The 23,235-nt window shown below is 30.6% G+C and carries 22 protein-coding genes and 1 tRNA gene; 15 read left to right on the top strand and 8 right to left on the bottom strand.

The features are described 5' to 3' along the window. From KA468_RS07435 to KA468_RS07420, 4 genes are all read right to left on the bottom strand, one after another. A partial coding sequence (locus KA468_RS07435) for a hypothetical protein (RefSeq protein ID WP_291242307.1) occupies nt 1-1,198 on the bottom strand: 1,198 nt, incomplete at its 3' end. Continuing rightward, nucleotides 1,195-1,746, bottom strand: coding sequence for a hypothetical protein (locus KA468_RS07430; RefSeq protein ID WP_291242306.1), 552 nt, complete (start codon nt 1,744-1,746; stop codon nt 1,195-1,197). The genes KA468_RS07430 and KA468_RS07435, both read right to left, overlap by 4 nt. A 307-nt stretch (nt 1,747-2,053) precedes the next feature. Next, a tRNA-Arg gene (locus KA468_RS07425) sits at nt 2,054-2,127 on the bottom strand. A gap of 46 nt (nt 2,128-2,173) precedes the next feature. Next, a complete protein-coding gene (locus KA468_RS07420; RefSeq protein WP_291242305.1) occupies nt 2,174-2,326 on the bottom strand; it encodes an SsrA-binding protein in 153 nt (50 codons plus the stop codon). Between the two features lie 147 nt (nt 2,327-2,473). Between KA468_RS07420 and smpB the strand changes: the two genes are divergently transcribed. Next, entirely contained in the window at nt 2,474-2,932 is a 459-nt protein-coding gene (gene smpB, locus KA468_RS07415; RefSeq protein WP_291242304.1) for an SsrA-binding protein SmpB, read from the top strand. Nucleotides 2,933-3,049: 117 nt separating this feature from the next. Here the strand turns inward: smpB and KA468_RS07410 are convergent, their stop codons facing one another. Both KA468_RS07410 and KA468_RS07405 read right to left on the bottom strand, forming a co-directional pair. Further along, nucleotides 3,050-3,970 carry a hypothetical protein gene (locus tag KA468_RS07410; protein WP_291242303.1) on the bottom strand — a complete coding sequence of 307 codons (921 nt, stop codon included), beginning with the start codon at nt 3,968-3,970 and terminating at the stop codon, nt 3,050-3,052. A 72-nt stretch (nt 3,971-4,042) separates the two neighbouring features. Continuing rightward, a complete protein-coding gene (locus tag KA468_RS07405) occupies nt 4,043-5,272 on the bottom strand; it encodes an MFS transporter (RefSeq protein WP_291242302.1) in 1,230 nt (409 codons plus the stop codon). A 50-nt stretch (nt 5,273-5,322) separates the two neighbouring features. Between KA468_RS07405 and KA468_RS07400 the strand changes: the two genes are divergently transcribed. Next, nucleotides 5,323-5,997: a TatD family hydrolase gene (locus KA468_RS07400; RefSeq protein WP_291242310.1), complete on the top strand. Its 675-nt coding sequence runs from the start codon at nt 5,323-5,325 to the stop codon at nt 5,995-5,997. 3 nt (nt 5,998-6,000) lie between these two features. Beyond that, on the top strand, nt 6,001-6,711 hold the full coding sequence (locus KA468_RS07395; RefSeq protein WP_291242301.1) for a tRNA threonylcarbamoyladenosine dehydratase: 711 nt from the start codon (nt 6,001-6,003) through the stop codon (nt 6,709-6,711). An 83-nt stretch (nt 6,712-6,794) separates the two neighbouring features. Here KA468_RS07395 and KA468_RS07390 read toward each other — a convergent pair whose 3' ends face one another. Together KA468_RS07390 and KA468_RS07385 are read right to left on the bottom strand one after the other, a co-directional pair. Then, entirely contained in the window at nt 6,795-7,742 is a 948-nt protein-coding gene (locus KA468_RS07390; RefSeq protein WP_291242300.1) for a phosphoribosylaminoimidazolesuccinocarboxamide synthase, read from the bottom strand. A gap of 90 nt (nt 7,743-7,832) precedes the next feature. Next, entirely contained in the window at nt 7,833-8,783 is a 951-nt protein-coding gene (locus tag KA468_RS07385; protein ID WP_291242299.1) for a PhoH family protein, read from the bottom strand. A gap of 108 nt (nt 8,784-8,891) precedes the next feature. Between KA468_RS07385 and KA468_RS07380 the strand changes: the two genes are divergently transcribed. The 12 genes from KA468_RS07380 (at nt 8,892) to KA468_RS07325 (ending at nt 23,023) form a co-directional block, all read left to right on the top strand. Then, nucleotides 8,892-9,722, top strand: a complete 831-nt coding sequence (locus KA468_RS07380) for an SAM-dependent chlorinase/fluorinase (RefSeq protein WP_291242298.1) — start codon at nt 8,892-8,894, stop codon at nt 9,720-9,722. Nucleotides 9,723-9,801: 79 nt separating this feature from the next. Beyond that, nucleotides 9,802-10,098: an antibiotic biosynthesis monooxygenase family protein gene (locus tag KA468_RS07375; RefSeq protein WP_291242297.1), complete on the top strand. Its 297-nt coding sequence runs from the start codon at nt 9,802-9,804 to the stop codon at nt 10,096-10,098. 143 nt (nt 10,099-10,241) lie between these two features. After that, nucleotides 10,242-10,967, top strand: coding sequence for a gliding motility-associated ABC transporter permease subunit GldF (gldF, locus tag KA468_RS07370; protein ID WP_291242296.1), 726 nt, complete (start codon nt 10,242-10,244; stop codon nt 10,965-10,967). Beyond that, a complete protein-coding gene (gldG, locus tag KA468_RS07365) occupies nt 10,967-12,652 on the top strand; it encodes a gliding motility-associated ABC transporter substrate-binding protein GldG (protein WP_291242295.1) in 1,686 nt (561 codons plus the stop codon). Before gldF ends, gldG begins: the two co-directional genes overlap by 1 nt. 70 nt (nt 12,653-12,722) lie before the next feature. Then, a complete protein-coding gene (gene dnaN / locus KA468_RS07360; RefSeq protein ID WP_291242309.1) occupies nt 12,723-13,841 on the top strand; it encodes a DNA polymerase III subunit beta in 1,119 nt (372 codons plus the stop codon). Nucleotides 13,842-14,323: 482 nt separating this feature from the next. Next, complete coding sequence (gene mnmE, locus KA468_RS07355; RefSeq protein ID WP_291242308.1) at nt 14,324-15,724, top strand: tRNA uridine-5-carboxymethylaminomethyl(34) synthesis GTPase MnmE; 1,401 nt, start codon at nt 14,324-14,326, stop codon at nt 15,722-15,724. A gap of 174 nt (nt 15,725-15,898) precedes the next feature. After that, the gene (locus KA468_RS07350; protein WP_366933132.1) at nt 15,899-18,868 is read left to right on the top strand and encodes an N-6 DNA methylase; all 2,970 of its coding nucleotides are present in this window, start codon (nt 15,899-15,901) and stop codon (nt 18,866-18,868) included. A gap of 20 nt (nt 18,869-18,888) precedes the next feature. After that, complete coding sequence (locus KA468_RS07345) at nt 18,889-20,883, top strand: AAA family ATPase (protein ID WP_291242293.1); 1,995 nt, start codon at nt 18,889-18,891, stop codon at nt 20,881-20,883. 147 nt (nt 20,884-21,030) lie between these two features. Continuing rightward, nucleotides 21,031-21,159, top strand: coding sequence for a hypothetical protein (locus tag KA468_RS07340; protein ID WP_291242292.1), 129 nt, complete (start codon nt 21,031-21,033; stop codon nt 21,157-21,159). Between the two features lie 245 nt (nt 21,160-21,404). Beyond that, on the top strand, nt 21,405-21,845 hold the full coding sequence (locus tag KA468_RS07335; protein ID WP_291242291.1) for a hypothetical protein: 441 nt from the start codon (nt 21,405-21,407) through the stop codon (nt 21,843-21,845). Between the two features lie 52 nt (nt 21,846-21,897). After that, nucleotides 21,898-22,380, top strand: coding sequence for a helix-turn-helix domain-containing protein (locus KA468_RS07330; protein WP_291242290.1), 483 nt, complete (start codon nt 21,898-21,900; stop codon nt 22,378-22,380). A 1-nt stretch (nt 22,381) separates the two neighbouring features. Next, a complete protein-coding gene (locus KA468_RS07325) occupies nt 22,382-23,023 on the top strand; it encodes a nucleotidyl transferase AbiEii/AbiGii toxin family protein (protein WP_291242289.1) in 642 nt (213 codons plus the stop codon). Nucleotides 23,024-23,235 lie beyond the last annotated feature (212 nt).

Raw genomic sequence — 23,235 nt, 5'->3', positions numbered from 1 at the left:
CGGTAGCTTGAAGTGCTGTATTTGAAGCATTTATTGTTGTAATATTCGTATCAACATACGTTTTTACAGCGTTTTGAGTTGGAAATAAAACATCACTTGTACCTAAAGTAGTTGTTGCTGATTTATTAGCCGTGTTTTCTTTTAATGCTAAAGCGGTATTTGAAGCTATTTCATTAGCGTCAACATCAGCTTGAACTGCTGCAATTGCTGTAGTAGCAGATGAAGCATTAGCCGTAACGGTAGCTTGAAGTGCTGTATTTGAAGCATTTATAGTTGAAATATTCGTATCAACATAAGATTTTACAGCGTTTTGAGTTGGAAATAAAACATCACTTGTACCTAAAGTAGTTGTTGCTGATTTATTAGCCGTATTTTCTTTTAATGCTAAAGCGGTATTAGAAGCTATTTCATTAGCGTCAACATCAGCTTGAACTGCTGCAATTGCTGTAGTAGCTGCTGTAGCATTTGCCGTAACGGTAGCTTGAAGTGCTGTATTTGAAGCATTTATTGTTGTAATATTCGTATCAACATAAGATTTTACAGCGTTTTGAGTTGGAAATAAAACATCACTTGTACCTAATGTTGTTGTAATTGATTTATTAGCCGTATTTTCTTTTGTATCTAAAGCTGCTTGAGTAGCAATTGAAATAGGTTTATTACTATCAGAAGTATTATCTACATTATCAATTTGTAAATTAATTTTAGCATCAACTAAATTTGTTGCTCCAGTACCTCCATTTTGGATTTGAACCACTCCAGACACATTATTTGCAGTAACAGCTGCATATGCAAAAGGAACTGCAGAAAGCGGATTATCACTTAAAACAACAAATTGCTGACAAGTTCCATTTACATCTAATTGCACTTTTAACACTTTCGTGTTTGCGTTCCATACAATTGCATTAAATGAACTTGCGTATCCTCCAGTTTGGTTCCCAGATCCAATAATCAAATTGACCATACCAAACTCATCAGTAGTTGTCTGAATTACTTCTTGATATTCTAACTGCGAAAGATTATCTGTTAAAGAAAATTGCAAACAAACCGATTTATTAGCCATCGGACTTTTTTGGATATCAACTCCAGGAATATTTTGTCCATTAGGATAATATATTACTGCTTGATAAGTAATTCCACTCGTTTGTGCATAGAAAAACGAGGTGCAAAATAAGGCAATTAAATAAACTATTTTTCTCATAAATGTTTGTCTTTATTTAATTCAAAATAACCTCCAAAAAGGATTTGAAACGTATTAAATGAAACTTTATCTGGTGTAGGATTTAATGAAATACTTTTAGCTACATTACAACCTAAACTTAAATAACCTGATTTAGAAATGTAATATTTGGCATCTAAACCTAAAACGGGTTGTAATATTAAACCTGAAAAATCTTTGTTATCTGTTAAATTAAAAGTCGAATTATTTAACTGTTGTTTTCCATAAATAATGGTTGACATATTTAAACCCGCTTTAGCACTAATAAAAAAATAAAAAGAATCAAAAAACTGATAATTAACCGCATTTTGTAAACCAATATATGAGGTTTTGTAATCCAAATTATTTGTTTTGGATTCACTAGTTCCGTTATAATCGTTAAGAGTTATACTTGCCAAATAAGAAAAATCTTTAAATTTTAACGGCAATGCATAACCTAACTCATAACTACTACCCGTTCCATTAATTTTAATTTTATCGGCAAATGGCGTATTATTTTTATAAGAAAATGAAGAATAATTTTTTCCCATTTTAAAGAAAACACCTTGGGAATAAAGACTTCCCGAGAGTAATAAAAGAATTAAAAAAACATATTTTTTCATGACATTAATAAATTGAAGACAACTAAATTTTCTTAAAAAAATTAGTCATCAAAATTAAGGCCGCAAGATAATTAAAAAATGTCGAACTAATTCTACAAAACGTTAAAAAAATTGTGATTGATATCTTCACGAAACCTACATTTCATTGTTGTTTTTGCAAAAAAAATATAAATGAATAAATTTTAACAAAAAAAATCCCAAAATACATTTAAACAATGTTTTGGGATTAAAGTAGTGACCTCGTCTGGATTCAAACCAGAAACCTCTTGAGCCGTAATCAAGTGCGCTATTCAGTTGCGCCACGAGGCCTTTTTTGTGGGTGCAAATATAAAACTATATTCGATATTTTAAAATATTATTTTTGTTTTTTTTCTAAAGCGTGAATCGTAATATAATAACGCCAAGCAATAATTGCCTTTTGTAATTTTGTAGCTTTCGCTAAATCAAGACGTTGCTTGGAAAAACTTGGTAAAATCGTTTTATTAATTTTGGCTAAAATTTTAAACATTATTTTTTATTTTGTGCGAAATTACTAAAAAAAAATGCGAAATCATTCAACATTCAAAATCATAATTTTAATTTAACACCCCTATTCTTTCAAAATCGTAAAAAATATGCTGCTTTCTTTCAAAATAAATCCTAATTTTGTGCAGCTATGCAAAAAATCATAAACATATTAAACAAACGAGCTCGATTTGACTATGAAATAATAGACAAATACGACGCTGGCATTGTACTAACTGGAACAGAAATTAAATCGATACGATTAGGAAAAGCCTCTATTGCGGAAAGTTTTTGCGAATTTAACGAGCAAACCGAATTGTTTTTAATAAACGCCACAATTGAAGAATATGCTTTTGGAACGCATTACAACCACAAAGCCAAAAGCGAGCGCAAACTATTATTAAACAAAAAAGAACTTAAAAAACTTTATAAAGATTCGGATAATAAAGGATTAACTATTGTGCCTTTGAAATTATATACGAATGAAAAAGGATTTGCAAAAGTTGAAATTGCGTTGTGCCGTGGTAAGAAAAATTACGACAAACGTGAAACGATGAAAGAAAATGATACCAAACGAGATATTGCTCGAATTAAGAAAGAATTCAGATAATTTACGAATTACGATTTTGGATTTACGAATTTAAAAAACCAGAATTTTCATATGAAAATTCTGGTTTTTTTTTACTTTGCAACTTTGAAACTATGAGACTTTGTCACTTTTCCCTTTCTACTTTTTACTTTTCACTTTATCCTTTTGCAAGTCTGTTTTTAGCTTTTCTAAATCGGTTTTGGTTTTTTCCAATTCTTGTTTTAGTTTTTCTAAATCAGATTTAGTAGAATCGTCTTTTAATTGAAAGTTTTTTTGAATTTGAATTTTGTTTTCTTTTTTTAACTTTTCTAAATCATCGTTATTTTCGCCATTTGAAGAAAAATTTCTTTCTGAAAAAATCATTGTACTTCCTTTTCCATCTGAATACTTTTTCGTTACCGTACCGTTTTCGTCTATTTTTTCTTCTTCTAATTGCATATCTGGATTGTCGCCCATAATTTCACCATCTTTAAAAGTAAATGATTTAAAATTCCCACCTAAAGAATCGGTTTGAAATCCGCCTTGTAATTCTTTAAATTTATCTAAATCAATGGTGTTTCCATCTATTAAACCTCTAAAAACGTTATTGTCTAAATTCATAAACATATCGTTATTAAACATCCCGTTAAAACCTTTCATATCGAAACCATTTGCAAACATATCATTTTGTGAAACGCCAGATTCAATATTAATTAGGCCTTTTCCTGTACCATCAAATTGCTTTTTAATTGATATTGGTTTAATCGGCGTTTCCCCGCTTACATTATAATTTCCAGAATTTCCATCTTGGTCTTTATAAGCGATTTTAATCGCCGTAATTTGTTTTTTATCGTTACGCTTTACACCTGAAAACGAAACTTCAAAATCAAATTTCTTAGCATCTGTTTCATCTTGTTTCAATTGCGCATCGGTCATAGCGTTGTCAATTCGCAATTCGAAACTATTGTTTTTGGATTGTGACATTTGATTGAAACGATTGTTTTGAGCAAAAGTTGTGATTGGCAAAATAGTGATAGCAGTAGCCAATACGATTCTTTGAAATACCATTTTAACATTCATAATTTTAGATTTTGATTTTTAAAAAGTCAAAAATAGGATTTTTATAAAAATGAAATTTTAAAATTTTGTTAATTAACGAGAATTAACATTTTTTTCTTTTTCCACCAAACGAAACACATAAATACCAACTAAAGTACCAATAATACCTAGTGATCCCATAAACAACCAATTGGCTTGATATCCATAAGTATCAATTAAAACCATTCCTATTTTTGCACTTAAAATATGCGCCAAACTATAACTCATAGCAAAAATAGCCATATAACGACCTTGATGATGTTTGGGTGCGCGACTTAAAGCAAACGCATTTGAAAAAGGAAAATTAAACATTTCTGCAAACGTCATAAACAACATCATAATTAATAAAATGCCTGCCCAACTGTTTACTAACATTAAAAACAAACTAATACTCATTAAAAAACAACCTAAAATAATCACCTTTAATTTGTCTTTTTTATGCTTTTCTATATAATTTACTATTGGCATTTCGAGGAAAAAGACCAAAACGCCATTAAATGTTAATAGCAAACCTGTTTGTAGTTCGGTTAACCCGAATTGTTCTCTGTGATAAATTGGAATAGTTGTAAATAATTGAAAAAACATAATTCCTACAATTAAAGAAGTCGTTAAAAACAACCAATAAATTTTATCTTTAAAAACGGATTCTACTAATACTTCGCCAGGTTGATTTTTGTCTAAATAGGTCGATTTTTTCTTTTCTTTTACTTTAATCCAGAAAATTAAAATAGCAATTATACAGGTTAATCCGTCTACCCAAAACAATCCTTTGTAGCCAATACTCATAATGATTAATCCGCCTAACGCAGGTCCGGCAGCAAATCCAAGATTAATGGCTAATCGCACTAAAGTTAAAGCTCTTGTTCTGTTTTCTGGTTTTGCATAGGCTCCTAACGAAACAAACATAGCCGGTCGGAACATATCTGAAACCGACATAATTAAAAACACACTCAAACATAATCCGTAAAAAGAAGTAACATATTGCAGTCCAAAAAACATTAACCCACTTACTAATAAGCTGAATATCATTATTTTATAAAAACCTATAATGTCTGATAATTTTCCGCCCAACCAAGAACCCAACATAGAACCGAAGCCAAAAAAGACCATAATGGTACCAACTTGCGTTAAAGAAAAATGTAAATCTTCGTGTAAATATTTAGATAAAAATGGCAAAACCATTGTTCCTGCCCTATTAATAAATGTTACGAGGGTAAGAATCCATACTTCTCGTGAAAAACCTTGAAAGTTAGAAATGTAATTGCGAAACGCTTTTTGAATCATAATAAAGTATCTGCGACAAAATTAATCAAAAATAGTTACCAAAATGTAGTATTTTTGCAAAAAGAAATTTAATGAAATTTGTAAATTTACATACTCATTTTTATACCAATTCGGATTCGATATTGGAAATAGTAAATCAATATCCAAATGAATTTATAGATGCTATTCCGCACTATTCTATCGGGATTCACCCTTGGTATATTTCTGATGAACGCGTAAGTGAAGATTTAAATTTTATAAAAAACAAACTTCAATTAAACGAATGTATTGCATTAGGAGAATGCGGTTTAGATAAAAGAATCGAAAAGAAAATGGAAGTACAAATTGACGTTTTTGAATCGCAATTATCTCTTTTACACGAAATTTCTAAACCTGTAATTTTACATTGTGTTGCGGCATTTGATGAAGTGATATCTTGTAAAAAAAACAGTAGTATTCAATCGCCATTTATTATTCACGGATTTTCAAAAAATATTCCTTTGGCAAAACAACTTTTAAATCAAGATTTTTATTTGTCATTTGGAAAATATTTACTTCGCAATCCAGAAATGGAATTGGTTTTTAAATATGTACCAAACGATAAAATTTTCTTAGAAACAGATACAATATCGGAAAGTTTAGAAGAAGTTTTTACTTTTGCAGCAAAATGTAAAAATATTTCAGTGGAAGAAATGAAAGAAATAGTTTGGAACAATTATCAAGCTGTTTTTACTAAAAAGCAATAAATTATGGCAAAATGGCAAGAAAGAGCCGCTTTATTATTTAAAGAAGAAGGCTTAAATAAATTAAAAAATTCAAACGTATTAGTGGTTGGTTTAGGTGGCGTGGGTTCATTTGCTGCTGAATTTTTAGTTCGTGCTGGTGTGGGAAAATTGACAATTGTGGATGGCGATACTGTTGATATCACTAACATTAATAGACAATTACCTGCTTTGCACAGCACCATTGGCCAACCTAAAGTTAAGGTTGTTGCGAATAGATTAATGGATATCAATCCTGAATTACAGTTAACTTGTGTGGAAGAATTTTTATCTCCAGAACGTGCTTTAGAGATTGTAACAAACGAATTCGATTATGTGTTAGATTGCATTGATAGCATTACCCCAAAATTAAATTTAATTATTGCTGCCAAACGTAAACGAGTAAAAATTATATCTTCAATGGGCGCTGGAGGAAAAATGGATGTTTCTAAAGTGAAAGTTGCCGATATCACTAAAACTGAAAACTGCTTTTTAGCGAAAACCATTCGAAAACGCTTGAAAGAAGTAAAAATAGATAAATTAAAAGTGGTTTTTTCATCTGAAATTCAGGATGAAAGTAGCTTAAAAATGACAGATGGATCAAATTATAAACGATCATTTTATGGCACAAATAGTTGGATGCCAGGACTTTTTGGGTTATATGCTGCTGAAACCGTTGTGAAACATTTGATTGAGTAATAAAACAAAAAACCTGACAGGTTTTGAAAACCTGTCAGGTTTGTTAGAATCTGAAACGAGTTCAGATTGACAAACATTGGTTATTATTTTGCCAAATACGCTTGAACGTTATTAAAAATGCGTTCCTCAATATTTGAAATATCTTCTTTCACGAATTTTTCTCCTAAAATATTTTCAAATAATTCAATGTATCTATCTGAAACGGTTGCAATATATTCTGTAGTCATTTCAGGAATTTGTTGTCCTTCTTTACCTTGAAAACCATTTTCAATTAACCAACGACGTACAAATTCTTTTGACAATTGTTTTTGTTCTTCGTTATTGTTTTGTCTTTCTTGATATCCATCAGCATAAAAATAACGAGAAGAATCTGGCGTATGAATTTCGTCAATTAACACAATTTTTCCTTCTTTTGTTTTTCCAAATTCGTATTTTGTATCCACTAAAATTAAACCTCTTGAAGCGGCTATTTCTGTACCTCTTTGGTATAAAGCTCTTGTGTATTTTTCTAACACTAAGTAATCTTCTTCAGTCACAATTCCATTAGCTAAAATAGCTTCACGTGAAATGTCTTCATCGTGTGAACCATTATCAGCTTTGGTTGTTGGCGTTATTATTGGTGTAGGAAATTTGTCATTTTCTTTTAAACCTTCTGGCATTGTAACACCACAAATCGTTCTTTTTCCTAAAGCATATTCACGAGCAGCGTGTCCAGATAAATAGCCACGAATTACCATTTCAACTTTAAAAGGTTCGCATAAATGACCTACAGCTACATTTGGATCAGGAGTGGCAATTAACCAATTTGGTACAATATCTTCTGTTAATTGCATAAATTTTGTAGCAATTTGATTTAATATTTGCCCTTTATAAGGAATGCCTTTAGGCAAAACTACATCAAAAGCAGAAAGTCTGTCTGTAGCAATCATAACTAATAAATTGTCATTGATGTTGTACACTTCTCTAACTTTTCCTCTGTAAACGGATTTTTGACCTGTGAAATTAAAATTTGTAGTTGTAATAGTGCTCATATAGTGTGTTGTTGTTTTGTTTTGCAAAAGTAGTTTTAAAATCATTTTTTAACAAAAAAAGAGGCGTTTATTTTAACACCTCTTTTAAAATTAATCTGTATTTTCAATACTTTTATAAGCATTAATTACTGCTTTTACCAATCGGTGTCGAACAATATCCTTATCATCAAGATATAAAATTCCGATGCCGTCTACATCTTTTAGAACCAAAATAGCTTCTTTTAATCCAGAAATGGTTCTTCTTGGTAAATCGACTTGCCCTGGATCACCAGTTATGATAAATTTAGCATTTTTTCCCATCCTTGTTAAAAACATTTTCATTTGAGAATGCGTTGTGTTTTGTGCTTCATCTAAAATCACAAAGGCATTATCTAAGGTTCTTCCACGCATAAATGCCAATGGTGCAATTTGAATAATTCCTTTTAATATATAATCTTCAAGGGTTTGTGGCGGTAACATATCGCGTAACGCATCATATAAGGGTTGCATATACGGATCTAATTTTTCTTTCATATCACCAGGAAGAAACCCTAAATTTTCCCCTGCTTCAACTGCAGGCCGCGTTAAAATAATTCGTTTTACCCGTTTTTCTTTAAGCGCTTTAACGGCAAGTGCAACTCCGGTATAGGTTTTACCTGTTCCTGCAGGCCCAACTGCAAAAACCATATCGTTTTTAGCTACAAAATCAACTAATTTTTGCTGATTGGGAGTTATAGCTTTAATTAACTTCCCTCCTAACCCGTGAACTAAAATTTGATCTCCAGCAGGCATCTCACCTGTTTGTTGGGCATCACCTTCAATAACACGCATAATTACGTTGTCATCAATAGTATTGAAACGAGTAAAATGAGTCATCAAACGTCGAAAACGTTTTTCAAATTCATCTAACACTTCCGCTTCTCCAAACGCTTTTAAAATAGTGCCTCTTGCTACAATTTTCAATTTAGGATAGTACTTTTTAATGGTTTCTAAATGACTATCGTGTGCACCCCAAAAATCTTTTGGTGCAATGTTTTCCAATTCAATAATTCTTTCGTTCAAAGGCAATAATTTTAAATTGTTTTTATTCTGTAAAAAAAAGAGTAATTTTGTAACATTCAAATATAACAAAAACAAGCTTTCCATAATAAATAAGTTATAAACAATACAATGTCAATAATTACGCTTACTACAGATTTTGGTTTAAAAGATCATTTTGCGGGAATTTTTAAGGGTAAGATATATTCATTATTACCTGAGACAAATATTGTAGACCTTTCACATAGTATAGATAAATTTAATGTATTAGAAGCCAGTTATTTACTATCTGTTTCTTATTCGCATTTTCCAAAAGGAACAGTACATATTGTTGCAGTAGATGCTTCCAGAAATGCAGATACCACACATATTGCAATGTTGTTCGATGGACATTATTTTATTGGTGCTGATAATGGAATTTTTGGCGGTTTAATAAACAAACGAAATCCAGATAAAATTGTTCAAATTACTATTCACGACCGATTGATTGATGGTTCGAGCGATTTAGACGTATTTGCAACTGTTGCTACTCATTTAGCAAAAGGTGGCGAAATGATGGTAATTGGTTCACCAGTAACAGAAATTAAGAAACGGAATATGTTAGTGCCTATTTTGGATCAAAATTTAAATTCTATTCGCGGACATATTGTGTATATTGATGATTTTGGGAATTGTGTTACTAATATTTCGAAAAAATACATCGAAGAAATTGCAAAAGGCAGACAATATTCGGTTCGCTTTTCTGTTTACACTATAAAAAGAGTCAAAAATAATTATGCCGATTTTAAAAACAACACTACTGCTGATTTAAATTCAATGGCTGGAAACGAAATAGCGATTTTTAATGAAAATGATTTCTTAGAAATTGCCGTTTATAGAAGCAATCCTAAACGTTCTGGATCTGCGCATACCTTATTGGGGTTAAAAATACAGGATGCTGTTATTGTGGAATTTGAATCTTAGGTGTTGGGTGTTGGGTAAAAGGTTTTGGGTTTAGGGATTAAGGTTTTGGAATTTAACTATTGGAATTTAAATAATATATATGTTAGTACGAATTGTGAAACTTACCTTTCAAGAAGATAAAATTGCAGATTTTTTAAATAATTTTAATGAAATTAAGCATCAAATAAGACGTTTTGAAGGCAATGAATTTTTAGAATTGTATCAAGACAAACAAGATACTCGCATTTTTTTTACTTATAGTTATTGGAAAGATGAAGCCGCATTAGAAAAATACAGGAAATCAGCTTTATTTAATGAAGTTTGGACATATACTAAAACACTTTTCGCAGACAAACCAGAAGCGTGGAGTGTAGATAAATTAGATACTTTATTATAATTATGTTTTTTTTACACAGATTCCACAGATAAACACAGAAATGTTTGTGAAAATTTGTGAAATCTGTGTTTAACAAGTGAAAATTAAAGTTTCAAGTTTCAAGTTTATAAATTACTTTTGTCAATATAAAACAAGCATAATATATGAAAGCAGTATTGCTACGTGAAATAAAATCCTTTTTTGGTTCGCCAATTGGCTATTTAGTTATTGCTATTTTTCTGTTATTAAACGGATTATTTCTTTGGGTTTTTGATGGAGATTTTAATATTTTAAATTCTGGATATGCGGATATGAGTCCATTTTTTAAATTAGCGCCTTGGATACTTATTTTCCTGATACCAGCAGTAACAATGAAAAGTTTCTCAGATGAAAAAAAACAAGGAACTTTAGAAATTTTATTTACCAAACCTTTAAGTCTTTGGGAAATTGTTAATGGTAAATTTCTTGGGGCATTTATTTTAATTTTAATTGCCTTAGTGCCTACACTTTTTTATGTGTTTATAGTTTCAAGTTTTACAGCAGCTCAAAATAGTTTCGATTATGGAAGTACTATTGGCTCTTATTTTGGATTGCTATTTTTAATTGGAGCTTATACTTCAATTGGTGTATTTACTTCTACATTATCTGACAATCAAATAGTAGCCTTTATCATAGCCGTTTTCTTATGTTTTTTCTTTTATTTTGGGTTTGACGGATTATCTAATTTGTTTGGGAATTTCAGTGGAATTATTAAAACGTTAGGAATGGATTTTCACTTTAAAAGTATGAGTCGAGGAGTATTAGATACTCGAGATATTATTTATTTTATAAGTATCACTATTTTATTTTTAGCTGGAACTGTTTATCAACTTAAATCGCTTAAATGGTAATGAAAGACATTCAAAAAAATAGTTTAAAGAAATTAGGGTTTTTAGCGATTGGTTTATTTATTTTAAACTTTGCGAGTTATTACATTTACAAACGTTTTGATGTAACGCAAGACAAACGATATACACTTTCTGAAACCACAAAAAAAATTATTGACAAAGTAGATTCGCCATTAATTATTGATGTTTTTTTAGAAGGTAATTTTCCTGCCGATTTTAAGAAACTTCAAACGGAAACGCGACAATTATTAGAAGAATTTTCAGCATATAATTCAAACATTACGTTTCAATTCGTAAATCCCATTGAAAAAGAAGAAGAACGCGTGGAAGTAATGAAAAAATTCTTTGAAAAAGGATTAACACCTATAAACGTAACCGTTGAAGAAAAAGGAAAACAAACTCAAGAAGTAGTTTTTCCTTGGGCTTTAGCCAATTATGGTGATAAAGGTGCAAAAGTGCAATTATTGAAAAATTTAATGGGCGCTTCAACGGAGAAAAAAGTTGAAAGTTCCGTACAACATTTAGAATATGCCTTTGCGGAAGCCATTCATAAAATTTCAAATGAAAAGCAACGTAAAATAGCCGTTATTAAAGGAAATAGCGAGTTAGAAGACATCCAAATTGCCGATTTTTTAAAAACCATAAGAGATAATTATTATATAGGTCCAATTACTTTAGATTCGGTAGCTACACAACCAAGTGAAACATTAAAAGCGTTAAACATATACGATTTAGCCATTATCGCAAAACCACGAGAAAAGTTTACAGAAGCGGAAAAACAAGTGTTAGATCAATTTATAATGAAAGGTGGAAAAACACTTTGGTTAGTAGATGGTACAACAGCTGAAATGGAAAATTTGTACAATGAAACTGGTACAACTTTAGCCGGAATAAACGATTTAAACTTAACCGATATGTTCTTTAAATACGGATTTAGAATTAGTCCGCAATTAATTAAAGACGAATATGGTACTCCTATAAAATTAGCCTCTGGTAATGAAGGAAGTGAAACTCAAATGGAAACCTACAATTGGAAAATGGCACCATTTATTTATCCTGCTTCAAAAAAACACCCAATTGTAAAAAATACGGATGGCGTAAAATTCGACTTTTGTTCGCCAATTGAACTTTTAAAATCATCGCATTCAACAACCATTTTATTGGAAAGTTCTCCTTATTCTAAAACTATTGGAATACCAACTATGGTATCTTTAGATATGATTTCAGAAGAAACAACACCTAAAGATTATCCAAATGGCGGACTAATTCCAGTAGCCGTTTTATTAGAAGGCTCATTCACATCAATGTATAACAATCGTGTGTTGCCTTTTAAAGATGGGAAATTTTTATCTAAAAGTGCTCCAACAAAAATGATAGTAATTTCTGATGGCGATGTGATTAAAAATCAAATTGACAAAGGCGCACCTATTGAATTAGGGTATGATAAATACACCAGTCAATATTTCGGAAACAAAGAATTTATACTAAATAGCGTAAATTATTTATTAGACGACAACGGACTTATTAACATTAGAAGTAAAGATGTCACCCTACCTTTATTAGATAAACAAAGCGTTCAAGACAACTACAGTCAAACACAAATGCTAACTGTGGCGTTACCCATTGTGTTATTAGGAATTTTTGGTTTATTATTTACCTACTTAAGAAAGAAAAAATATAATCGTTAGTTGTTAATAAGTATATTTTTAGATTTAATTGTAACCCATTATATTTGTAAAAGAAAAAAATTAGAAAATGATGAATTTTATAGTATCCAGTTCGTATTTATTGAAACAATTACAAGTTTTAGGAAGTGTTATTAATAGTAACAACACCTTACCTATTCTTGATAATTTTTTATTTGAATTAGATAATAATCAATTACACGTTTCAGCTTCCGATTTAGAAACTACTATGTCGGCAAGTTTAGAAATCGAATCAAACAGTAAAGGAAGCGTTGCTATACCAGCAAAATTGCTATTAGATATTTTAAAAACGTTTCCAGAGCAACCTTTAACGTTTACAGTTGAAGAAAACAGTACTGTAGAAATTAGTTCAAATTCTGGTAAATATGCGATTGCATATGCAGCTGGTGAAGAATTTCCAAAAGCAGTTGCGTTAGAAGACCCTTCTACAACTATTGTTCCTGCAGAGGTATTAGCAACAGCAATTGGAAAAACTATTTTCGCAACAGGTAACGACGATTTACGTCCAGTAATGAGTGGTGTATTTTTTCAATTTTCTACAGAAGGATTAATTTTCGTAGCTACAGATGCTCATAAATTAGTAAAATATGCTCGTGCAGATGTAAAAGCATCTCAAAGTGCCGAATTTATTATGCCTAAAAAACCTTTAAATATTTTAAAAGGAATTTTAGCCACTTCAGATGCAGAAGTTAAAGTAGAATATAACGATTCTAACGCTACCTATTCATTTGAAAACTACATCTTAACGTGTCGTTTAATTGATGGAAAATATCCAAATTACGAAGCGGTAATTCCAAAAGAAAATCCAAATAAATTAATTTTAAGTCGTGTTACTTTTTTAAATTCGGTTCGTCGTGTGGCTATTTTTGCCAACAAAACTACGCACCAAATTCGTTTAAAAATTGCAGGAACAGAATTAAATATTTCAGCAGAAGATATCGATTATTCAAACAAAGCAGACGAACGTTTAACGTGTGATTATCACGGAGACGATTTACAAATTGGTTTCAACTCACGTTTTTTAACCGAAATGTTAAACAACTTAACAAGTGATGAAATTCAACTTGAAATGTCATTACCAAACAGAGCCGGAATCCTTACTCCTATTGATGGCTTAGACGAAGGAGAAACCGTTACTATGTTAGTAATGCCTGTAATGCTTAATAACTAACCCTTCGATACTTCGACAAGCTCAGCACAGGCTTGCTTTGGTAACAAAATGAGTATTCATAATAGAATGAAGAAATAATTTTCAACATTCTCCATTATATACAACCAACCTAACTACTACTTAAAACCACAATTGCTTTTAGCTTTTGTGGTTTTTTATTTATGGTATGGGTACACAGATGAAGCAGATTAGAATGAATTAAATAGATTTTTTAATTTGATAATTCGTAGCCAACGTTTGTCACCCTGAAAGGGTCTCACGCTATACGCTTCACTTTTGTACTTAAACAAACTAAAAGAGATCCTTTCAGGATGACAAACGTTGTGGTTACGTTGTGTGTTGACTGAGTTACTAAAATCTTCCGGTGGCTGAGGCTCTCGAAGCCACCAGTATTAAATTAACTTCTCCAAAAAAAACTATTCACTAATTACTACTTACTAATAACTAAAATTTTATCTTTGCCAATAAACAAAACGTATCATATGATTTTACAAGAAACCATAGTTGCCTTAGCTACGCCATCTGGCGCTGGAGCAATTGCTATTATTCGATTATCTGGGAAAGACGCTATTAGTATCGCTGCCGAGGTATTTCAATCGGTTTCTGGTAAAAATATTGCGGTGCAAAAAACGCATACCATTCATTTAGGACATATTATGGATGGTGCAAAAACGTATGATCAAGTATTACTTTCCATTTTTAAAGGTCCAAATTCATATACAGGTGAAAATGTAGTAGAAATTTCTTGTCACGGTTCTGTTTTTATTCAACAACAAATCATTCAATTACTGCTTCGTAAAGGAGCAAAAATGGCACAAGCTGGAGAATTTACATTACGTGCCTTTTTAAACGGAAAATTAGATTTATCGCAAGCAGAAGCTGTGGCTGATTTAATCGCATCAGATAACGAAGCGAGTCACCAAATCGCGATGCAACAAATGCGTGGTGGATTTAGTAACGAAATTGCGAAATTACGTGAAGAATTATTAAACTTTGCCTCATTAATTGAATTGGAATTAGACTTTGCTGAGGAAGATGTAGCTTTTGCAGACCGAACCGCTTTTAATGAATTATTAGCGCGAATAGAATTTGTTTTAAAACGTTTAATTGACTCATTTGCAGTAGGAAACGTAATTAAAAACGGTATTCCTGTAGCCATTGTAGGCGAACCCAATGTAGGAAAATCTACTCTATTAAACGCTTTATTAAACGAAGAACGCGCCATAGTTTCAGACATCGCTGGAACAACCCGAGACACCATTGAAGATGAACTGGTAATTGACGGCATTGGTTTCCGATTTATTGATACCGCTGGTATTAGAGAAACGAAAGATGTGGTAGAAAGCATCGGAATTCAAAAAACATTTGAGAAAATTGAACAAGCGCAAGTTGTAATCCTTTTGCTTGATGCAAAAGAATTACAAATTTCAGGTTTAAAGTTTCAGGTTGAAATCGAAAAAATTAAAAACAAATTTCCTCAAAAACCACTTTTAGTTATCATAAACAAAGTTGATTTGCTTTCTAAAGATGCTGTTGAAGCTATTCGCCAAGAACTTGAAACCTTAAACCTGAAACTTGAAACTATTTCAGCTAAACAGAAAGTTGGCATTGATGAACTTAAACACACCTTGCTTTCATTCGTAAACACAGGTGCTTTACGAAATAATGAAACCATTGTAACCAACTCACGTCATTACGATTCGTTATTAAAAGCGTTAGAGGAAATTCAGAAAGTAAAATGGGGCTTAGATACTGGAATCTCATCTGATTTAATGGCAATTGACATCAGAAGTGCTTTATATTTCTTTGGGGAAATTACGGGCGAAGTAACTAACGATGAACTTTTAGGAAACATTTTTGCAAACTTCTGCATTGGCAAATAACGTAGCGCTTCCTTTGTTAATAAATTAATTTACAATTTACTTTTAAATTAGCAATTACTTTTATAGATTTGATACATATCAAGATCCTAACCGATTTTTATATTTTATTTTCCCCAAAATCTAAAATTAAAATTTATAATGCCTCTATTTCAAAATTCAGTGCTCAAAAAATATTTGAGCCAACAAGATATCACTAAAATCTCAACAGCTTATGCTGAATACAGCTCTTATTTTCATAATAGCACCATTCAAGAAAATATTCGCAACAGCAAAGAAGAACAATTTCAAGAAGGATTTCTGAGAGAATTGTTTGTTACCATTTTGGGCTACACTCTTAACCCTACTCCTAATTTCAATCTTACTACCGAATATAAAAACGTAAAAGACAGCAAAAAAGCCGATGGTGCGATTTTAGTTAATGATAAAGTAAGCGCAGTAATTGAACTCAAAGGTACTAACACCACTGATTTAGGCAAAATTGAAGCACAAGCCTTTGGCTACAAAAACAACCAACCCGAATGTGTGTATGTCATTACATCCAACTTTGAAAAACTTCGTTTTTATATTGATAATGCTATAGAGCACATCGAATTTAATTTGTTTACACTTTCTGAAAAAGAGTTTCAACAGTTGTATTTGTGCCTGAGTTATGATAATTTATCGCAAAATATTGCTAAAAAAATAAAAGACGAATCGGTTAGTGTAGAAGATGTTATTACCAAAAAATTATACAAAGATTATTCCTTATTTAAAAGGGAGTTGCACCAAAATTTAGTACAACTAAATCCTGAATTTGAACCTTTAGAATTATTTAAAAAGTCTCAAAAGTTACTCGATAGGTTTCTGTTTTTGTTTTTTGGCGAAGACCGCCATTTGTTGCCGCCTAACTCGGTACGACTGATTTTAAACCAATGGAATCAATTAAAAGATTTAGACGAATATAGCCCGTTGTATGACCGTTTTAAAAAATATTTTGGCTATCTCAACACAGGGTACAAAGGCACCCAACACGATGTTTTTGCTTACAATGGCGGACTTTTTAAACCGGACACCATATTAGACACTATAAAAATTGATGACAACCTATTGTATGCGCACACGTTAAAACTGTCTGAATACGATTTTGCGAGTGAGGTGGATGTGAATATTTTGGGACATATTTTTGAAAACTCCTTGAACGAGTTAGACGAAATTAAAGCCCAATTGGAAGGTGCCGAAATTGACAAAACCAAAACCAAACGCAAGAAAGACGGTGTTTTTTACACCCCAAAATACATTACCAAATACATAGTAGAAAATACGGTTGGCAAACTCTGTAATGAAAAGAAAGCTGAGTTAGGCATTGCAGACGAAGACTACACCGCCGACAAAAAACGCCAAAAGAAAACCGTACAAACCTTAGTTGAAAAACTGGAAGAGTACAGAAAATGGTTGTTGCAATTGACCATTTGCGACCCTGCTTGTGGCTCTGGTGCTTTTTTAAACCAAGCCTTGGATTTCTTAATTACGGAACACCAATATATTGACGAATTGCAAGCCAAATTGTTTGGCGATGGCTTGGTGTTAAGCGATATGGAAAACAGCATTTTAGAAAACAACTTATTTGGGGTGGACTTAAACGAGGAAAGTGTAGAAATTGCCAAACTCTCTTTATGGTTACGAACCGCACAGCCCAACCGAAAACTAAACGACCTAAACAGCAATATTAAATGTGGTAACTCGTTAATTGACGAACCAGAAATTGCTGGTGACAAAGCCTTTAATTGGCAACAAGCGTTTCCTAAAGTTTTTGAAAAAGGTGGTTTTGATGTGGTTATTGGGAATCCGCCGTATGGTGCAGAACTTTCGAATAAAGAATGGCTAAGAAACAAATATTCTGAAACGAGTTTTGGAAATATTGATTCTTATAAATATTTTGTACAATTAGGGGTAGAAATTACAAAAAACAATGGAACCTTAAGTTATATAATGCCTGATTCATACATTGAAAAAGAGTATTTTAAAGATGTAAGGGTTTTTGTATCTAATTCATTCAAAAACATTTATAATATTAAATTAGGAGATGATGTTTTTGAAGAAGTTAATCTCCCAACTGCAATAATTATTTTACAAGATAAATACAAAACTGATTCTGATTTTTACTTTTTAGACTTGTCAAAGATTAATTCATTTGAAAAATCACTTAAACTATTTGATTATCAAGATTATTTAATAGAAAAGCCAAATTATGAAGAGTCTTTTGTTATTATTGATAGTATAATAAAAGCAAAAAATACATTACCATTAATTGATTTATATAGTCAGGTTATGGGGGTTAAAGTTTACCAAAAAGGAAAGGGAAAGCCAAAACAAACTAATTATGAAATTGATAATAATTCATTTATTTCAAGTATTAGAACTGATGAATTCAATTATAAATTTATTTCACAAGGAATAAAAAGATATGATTATGACACTCAAAGTGAGTATATCAAATATGGTGAGTGTTTAGCTGAACCAAGGAGTGTAGATTATTTTGATAATCCAAAAATTGTAATTAGAGAAATAATAAACCCTACTATTTTTGCAACATATATTGAAGAAAAAGCAGTAGTTAAAAACATTGCAGCAGTAATTATTGAAAAAGATAAAAGATTTCCTTTAAAATATCTATTAAGCATAATTAATTCTAAATTAATTAATTACTATGTCAATGAACAATCTCCAAAAAGTAGTAATAAAAGTTATCCAAGTTTTAATTCCAAGCTTTTAAAAAACATCCCAATTAAAGATTCTGATTCTGATTTTAAATTGAATCTTATAAGATTAGGAGAAAAAATGCTGCTATTACATAATGAAATTAAAGAACAATCCCTAAAATTCCAACGCACCATTCAACGTAAATTTAATTTAGAAGATTTACCAAAAAAACTCCAAGATTGGTATGTATTGTCTTATTCTGATTTCATCAAAGAACTCGCCAAAAAGAAAGTCAAACTTTCCCTATCTGAAGAAGCAGAATGGGAAGATTATTTTGAAACCGAAAGCAAAAAAGCACAAGATTTAAAAGCTCAAATTGACGCAACGGATAAAGCTATTGATAAAATGGTGTATGAGTTGTATGGATTGAGTGAGGAGGAAATTGGGATTGTTGAGAATATTTAGAAATAAAAAGTTTTTTTATTATGGTAGTAGGTTTGTTTTTAAGAAGTTATAAAACATATGAGAATTTTAATTTTATACCTTTTACGGAAGGGAAGAATGAAAAATTCCATCTTTTTATTGGGAATAATGGAGCAGGTAAAAGTTCTATTTTAGAAGCATTGGATACTTTTTTTAATGATCGCCCTTTTATAGTGCATTCAAATTCAAAGTCTGAAAATTCTAGTATCGCTCCAGTTTTTTTGATTGAGAAGTCAAAATTAACAGATTCAAATATTAAAAGTTTTATTAATAAGATTAGTGACCAAATTTGGGAAAATGAGATACCAACAAATTTGACTGCTAATAATATAAGTATTTTAAACTTTTCAAAGTTTATTACAAACTTAAAACAATCAATTAATCATGGTGATTACTTTATATTTTTAATTGGAATTACTCCAATCTTAGGTAAAGATTTTAATCTTATTTCATTTCAAACTCACATTGCAGAAAAACTTTATGAATATTCCGCTGATTCATTTCGAAGAAATTTAATTGGTGCATGCAATACTATTAAGAGCTTATATAAATATGTATACATTCCAGTTGAAACTTCTATAACAGAATTTTTGAAGTTGGAAGATAATGGAATGCAAGCTTTGATGGATCAGAATCTTAAAAATAGTATTGAAGAAATGCTTACTGAAAAAATTGAAGTTGATGGTAAAGGAGAAAAAAGATCTAGAAATAGAAAAGTATTAATGATGTCATTAGTCAATGAAAAGCTAGAATCTTATGTTTCTGATGTTGAAAAAACTATTCAACGTATTGATAATACATATCATTTTAATAAAGAAACACGATCAAAACGAGTTAATCCAAAAGATTTTACAAACATAATTATTGAAATTTATTTTAAAACAAGGAAGTTACAAAAAAGCAAAAAAGATATAGCGCACCTTAGTGCAGGTGAAAGAAAAAAAGCGCTAATTGATATTGCTTACTCATTTATTTCACAAAGTAAAGTTACTGAGAAAGAAATTATTTTGGCAATTGATGAACCTGAATCTTCATTAAATATTTCCATGTGTTATGACCAATTTGAAAGAATTGAAAGAATGGCGAATTATTATAAAAAGCAAGTCTTTGTTACTACGCACTGGTATGGGGGATTACCTATATTAAATGATGGGCGGCTTTATCATGTTCAAAAGAAAGAAAAAAATGAAAAGCAAGATCAAATTATTGATTTAGAAATTTTTGCTTTAGAAAATTATTTTGAAGAAAGAGGTAGTTTTCCAAACGACATTAACCTAAAGAGTTTTTATGATTTAACTTCTTCATTAGTAAGTGCAATTCGAAATTCTTCCACAAACTGGTTAATTGTTGAAGGAAATACAGATAAAAAGTACATTCAACATTATTTATCTAATGAAATTGATGTTAAAATACTTCCAGTAGGCGGAGCTCCAATAGTTAAAAAAATTTACGAATATCTTTATTTACCTATTAGCATAAATGAAGAACTTAGTTCCTTCAAGGGAAAAATATTATGTTTAATTGATACTGATCCAGTTTCAATTAAATTAGATTATTTCGAATCAGAAACACGAAATCAAAAATTAAAAATTAGAAGATTACAAATTGAGAAAAAAAATGAAATTGACACAGTATCACTTTTGAGATTAGGCGTTGGTACTGACACTGAATGTGAAATTGAAAATGTATTAAATCCGAAAAAACTTTACGATTCTATAAATCTTGTTATAGATGAATCTTTTGATGAAGAGTCTAAAGAAATAAAAGAGTTACTTTTAAAATATAAATTTAATGACAATTCAAAATTTTCGAAAATATTGGATTTTAATTCGATTTATTTACAAGATTCTTTAGAATGTAATGCTTCTCAAGATTTAGAAAAACTTCAAAAATTCATAGACAGACGAAAAGATAGTATTTGTAATAAGTATATCAGTTTGGAATCATCTAATAAACCAAATTGGATAGAAGATATTGAAAAAATATTTAATGAATAAATTTTTAAATTATTTTGAATTATTCTAACAATACAGAACAAGATAACGACTGGGCAAAAAACTTAGAAGGAAATCCCCCGCTCGTGCGCGAATCCTTTCGCGTTCAAATAAATTATATTTTTAATAACATAAATAAAACCCAAAACTATGGCACTTAAACCAGGACCTAAAAGAATTGCAACATCTACCGGCAAACCAGACCAACGACAACGTGATAACAAAAACACACCAGGTAATACACCTTCGTTAAAACCACCAAAAAGAAGTACTAAGTAAATAGTTTTTTTTAAAAATATGAACCTAGAAAGTAGTATAGCAATCCTAGCAAATTTAGTTGCCATCTTAGTGGCAGCTAAAAACGATACGCCTCTATTTTGCCTTTTAAAAAAAACCTTTTTGTAAAACTTCACTACCCAATCAATATTAATGGGTAGTGAAGTTTTCATATTTATCAAACGATGACAAGAAATCTGGATTCAAACCTATGACCTCTATTCTAGTCTGAAATATTTAAATACCTTATGACCCAATCACAAAAAGAAACCATTACTAACCTAAAAGAAACAGGAATTCAGTTTGAATTTCCAAAAGAAGACCTAGTTATTGTGCGACAAAAAGAAGTGGTCTATAATCAACTGTTTTCTAACAAACAGCTGCACACTTTGGGAAGAGAACTATTTGAAGCACCAATTATAATTAAACCCGTTGTTTATTCTTTAGATTTAAACACTATTTCTTTAGAATGGGTAATTAGTCAAATGGAATTGTATCGCATCAATGCAAAAGACTTGCAACGCCAATTAGGTTTTAAAAAAGATAATATAACTGGTTTTTTAAAATTAGGAAAACAGCTTAAACCAGAAGAAAAATCGAGTTTGTATTATTATTTCTTATCCTTTAAAAGCAATGTGGATTACTTGGACTATTTAAAATCAAAAAACAATAATTCTATTGAATTTTAAAACTCAAGTAATATTTTCGTAATATGTAAACAAAAATGTTTACATTTGTATCATGAAAACCTATTTAGAAAAATATAAAGGAATACATCCTGGTATAATTTTGGATCGCGAATTTAAAAAAAGAGCCCTCCAACAACGTCCTTTTGCCTTGTCTATAGGTGAATATCCGCAAACATTGAATGCCATTACTAAGGGTAAACGAAAACTAAATACTGCATTGGCATTAAAGATTGAAGAGAAACTAGGTTTAGAAGAAGGAACTTTAGCACTACTCCAAACCTATTTTGATATTAATGAAGAGAAAAGTAAATTAAAACAAAGTTCTCCTAACCTATCAAAATTAAGAAAATCATTATTTTGGGATACAGATATTAATAAAATAGACTGGTCAAAACAATACAGAGCCGTTATACAACGTATATTTGAAAGAGGCAATGAATCTGAAAGAAATGAAGTAATTCGTTTCTACGGACAAGAAAAGATAAAAAATGCTTTGAACCAAAATCATTTACCATATACCATATACAATAAGTAAAATGTTATATTTCAATACTGTAAACGAACTTCTTAAAAGCAGTTTATTAAAATTAATGGAAGCCGAGGAATTTTCTAAATTCAGATTGGTTGGTGGAACTGCATTAAGTTTACAAATAGGACATAGAGAATCCATTGATATTGATTTATTTAGTGATATAGAATATGGTACACTAAGCTTTAATGAGATTGAAGATTTTTTGAAAAGCAATTTTAAGTATGTTGATTTTTTAGATGTACCGTCTGCAATGGGAAAAGCTTATTTTATTGGAGAAAACAAAGACAATACCGTAAAATTAGATGTGTTTTATACGGATACTTATATTCAACCATTTATAGAAGAAGACGGAATAAGAATGGCTACTATTGAGGAAATTATCGCCATGAAAGTTGATGTTATTCAAAGAGGTGGTCGAAAAAAAGACTTCTGGGATTTACATGCTTTACTAGACTCTTATAGTATCAAGCAAATGATGGACTTTCACGAGCAACGATATCCATATACACATGATAAAGATTTGATTATTAAAAATTTTACTAATTTTGACCAAGCAGATGATGATTTTGATCCAATTTGCTTCAAAGGGAAATACTGGGAATTTATAAAAGAGGATTTTGAAGAAAAATTTAAAAATAATTTTTAATCATTATTTACTAAATTTCTTACACCCCAAGTACACCTCTAACCTCTTAAACTCTTACCAATAAAGAAAAGTTAGATATTGTATTGGAAAGTAACATAAAAAAAGCCAATTCAAAATGACTTCTAAATTGGCTTTACTATTATAAATAATGTTTTTATTAATCCTCGTCCGCTTCTCCTGTTGTATTGGCTTCTAAATTAGTTCCAACAGTT

Source organism: Flavobacterium sp. (assembly GCF_017985075.1).
In the GTDB taxonomy this organism is placed as follows: Bacteria; Bacteroidota; Bacteroidia; order Flavobacteriales; family Flavobacteriaceae; genus Flavobacterium.
The sequence above is the reverse complement of the archived record's forward strand: the minus strand, read 5'-3'. Positions and strand labels throughout refer to the sequence as shown.

What these genes read in the sequence shown, in the direction of transcription:
- KA468_RS07430 (WP_291242306.1), bottom strand. Translation starts at nt 1,746, where the DNA reads ATGGGAAAAAATTATTCTTCATTTTCTTATAAAAATAATACGCCATTT.
- KA468_RS07420 (WP_291242305.1), bottom strand. Translation starts at nt 2,326, where the DNA reads ATGTTTAAAATTTTAGCCAAAATTAATAAAACGATTTTACCAAGTTTT.
- smpB (WP_291242304.1), top strand. Translation starts at nt 2,474, where the DNA reads ATGCAAAAAATCATAAACATATTAAACAAACGAGCTCGATTTGACTAT.
- KA468_RS07410 (WP_291242303.1), bottom strand. Translation starts at nt 3,970, where the DNA reads ATGAATGTTAAAATGGTATTTCAAAGAATCGTATTGGCTACTGCTATC.
- KA468_RS07405 (WP_291242302.1), bottom strand. Translation starts at nt 5,272, where the DNA reads ATGATTCAAAAAGCGTTTCGCAATTACATTTCTAACTTTCAAGGTTTT.
- KA468_RS07395 (WP_291242301.1), top strand. Translation starts at nt 6,001, where the DNA reads ATGGCAAAATGGCAAGAAAGAGCCGCTTTATTATTTAAAGAAGAAGGC.
- KA468_RS07390 (WP_291242300.1), bottom strand. Translation starts at nt 7,742, where the DNA reads ATGAGCACTATTACAACTACAAATTTTAATTTCACAGGTCAAAAATCC.
- KA468_RS07380 (WP_291242298.1), top strand. Translation starts at nt 8,892, where the DNA reads ATGTCAATAATTACGCTTACTACAGATTTTGGTTTAAAAGATCATTTT.
- KA468_RS07375 (WP_291242297.1), top strand. Translation starts at nt 9,802, where the DNA reads ATGTTAGTACGAATTGTGAAACTTACCTTTCAAGAAGATAAAATTGCA.
- gldF (WP_291242296.1), top strand. Translation starts at nt 10,242, where the DNA reads ATGAAAGCAGTATTGCTACGTGAAATAAAATCCTTTTTTGGTTCGCCA.
- gldG (WP_291242295.1), top strand. Translation starts at nt 10,967, where the DNA reads ATGAAAGACATTCAAAAAAATAGTTTAAAGAAATTAGGGTTTTTAGCG.
- dnaN (WP_291242309.1), top strand. Translation starts at nt 12,723, where the DNA reads ATGAATTTTATAGTATCCAGTTCGTATTTATTGAAACAATTACAAGTT.
- mnmE (WP_291242308.1), top strand. Translation starts at nt 14,324, where the DNA reads ATGATTTTACAAGAAACCATAGTTGCCTTAGCTACGCCATCTGGCGCT.
- KA468_RS07345 (WP_291242293.1), top strand. Translation starts at nt 18,889, where the DNA reads ATGGTAGTAGGTTTGTTTTTAAGAAGTTATAAAACATATGAGAATTTT.
- KA468_RS07340 (WP_291242292.1), top strand. Translation starts at nt 21,031, where the DNA reads ATGGCACTTAAACCAGGACCTAAAAGAATTGCAACATCTACCGGCAAA.
- KA468_RS07335 (WP_291242291.1), top strand. Translation starts at nt 21,405, where the DNA reads ATGACCCAATCACAAAAAGAAACCATTACTAACCTAAAAGAAACAGGA.
- KA468_RS07330 (WP_291242290.1), top strand. Translation starts at nt 21,898, where the DNA reads ATGAAAACCTATTTAGAAAAATATAAAGGAATACATCCTGGTATAATT.
- KA468_RS07325 (WP_291242289.1), top strand. Translation starts at nt 22,382, where the DNA reads ATGTTATATTTCAATACTGTAAACGAACTTCTTAAAAGCAGTTTATTA.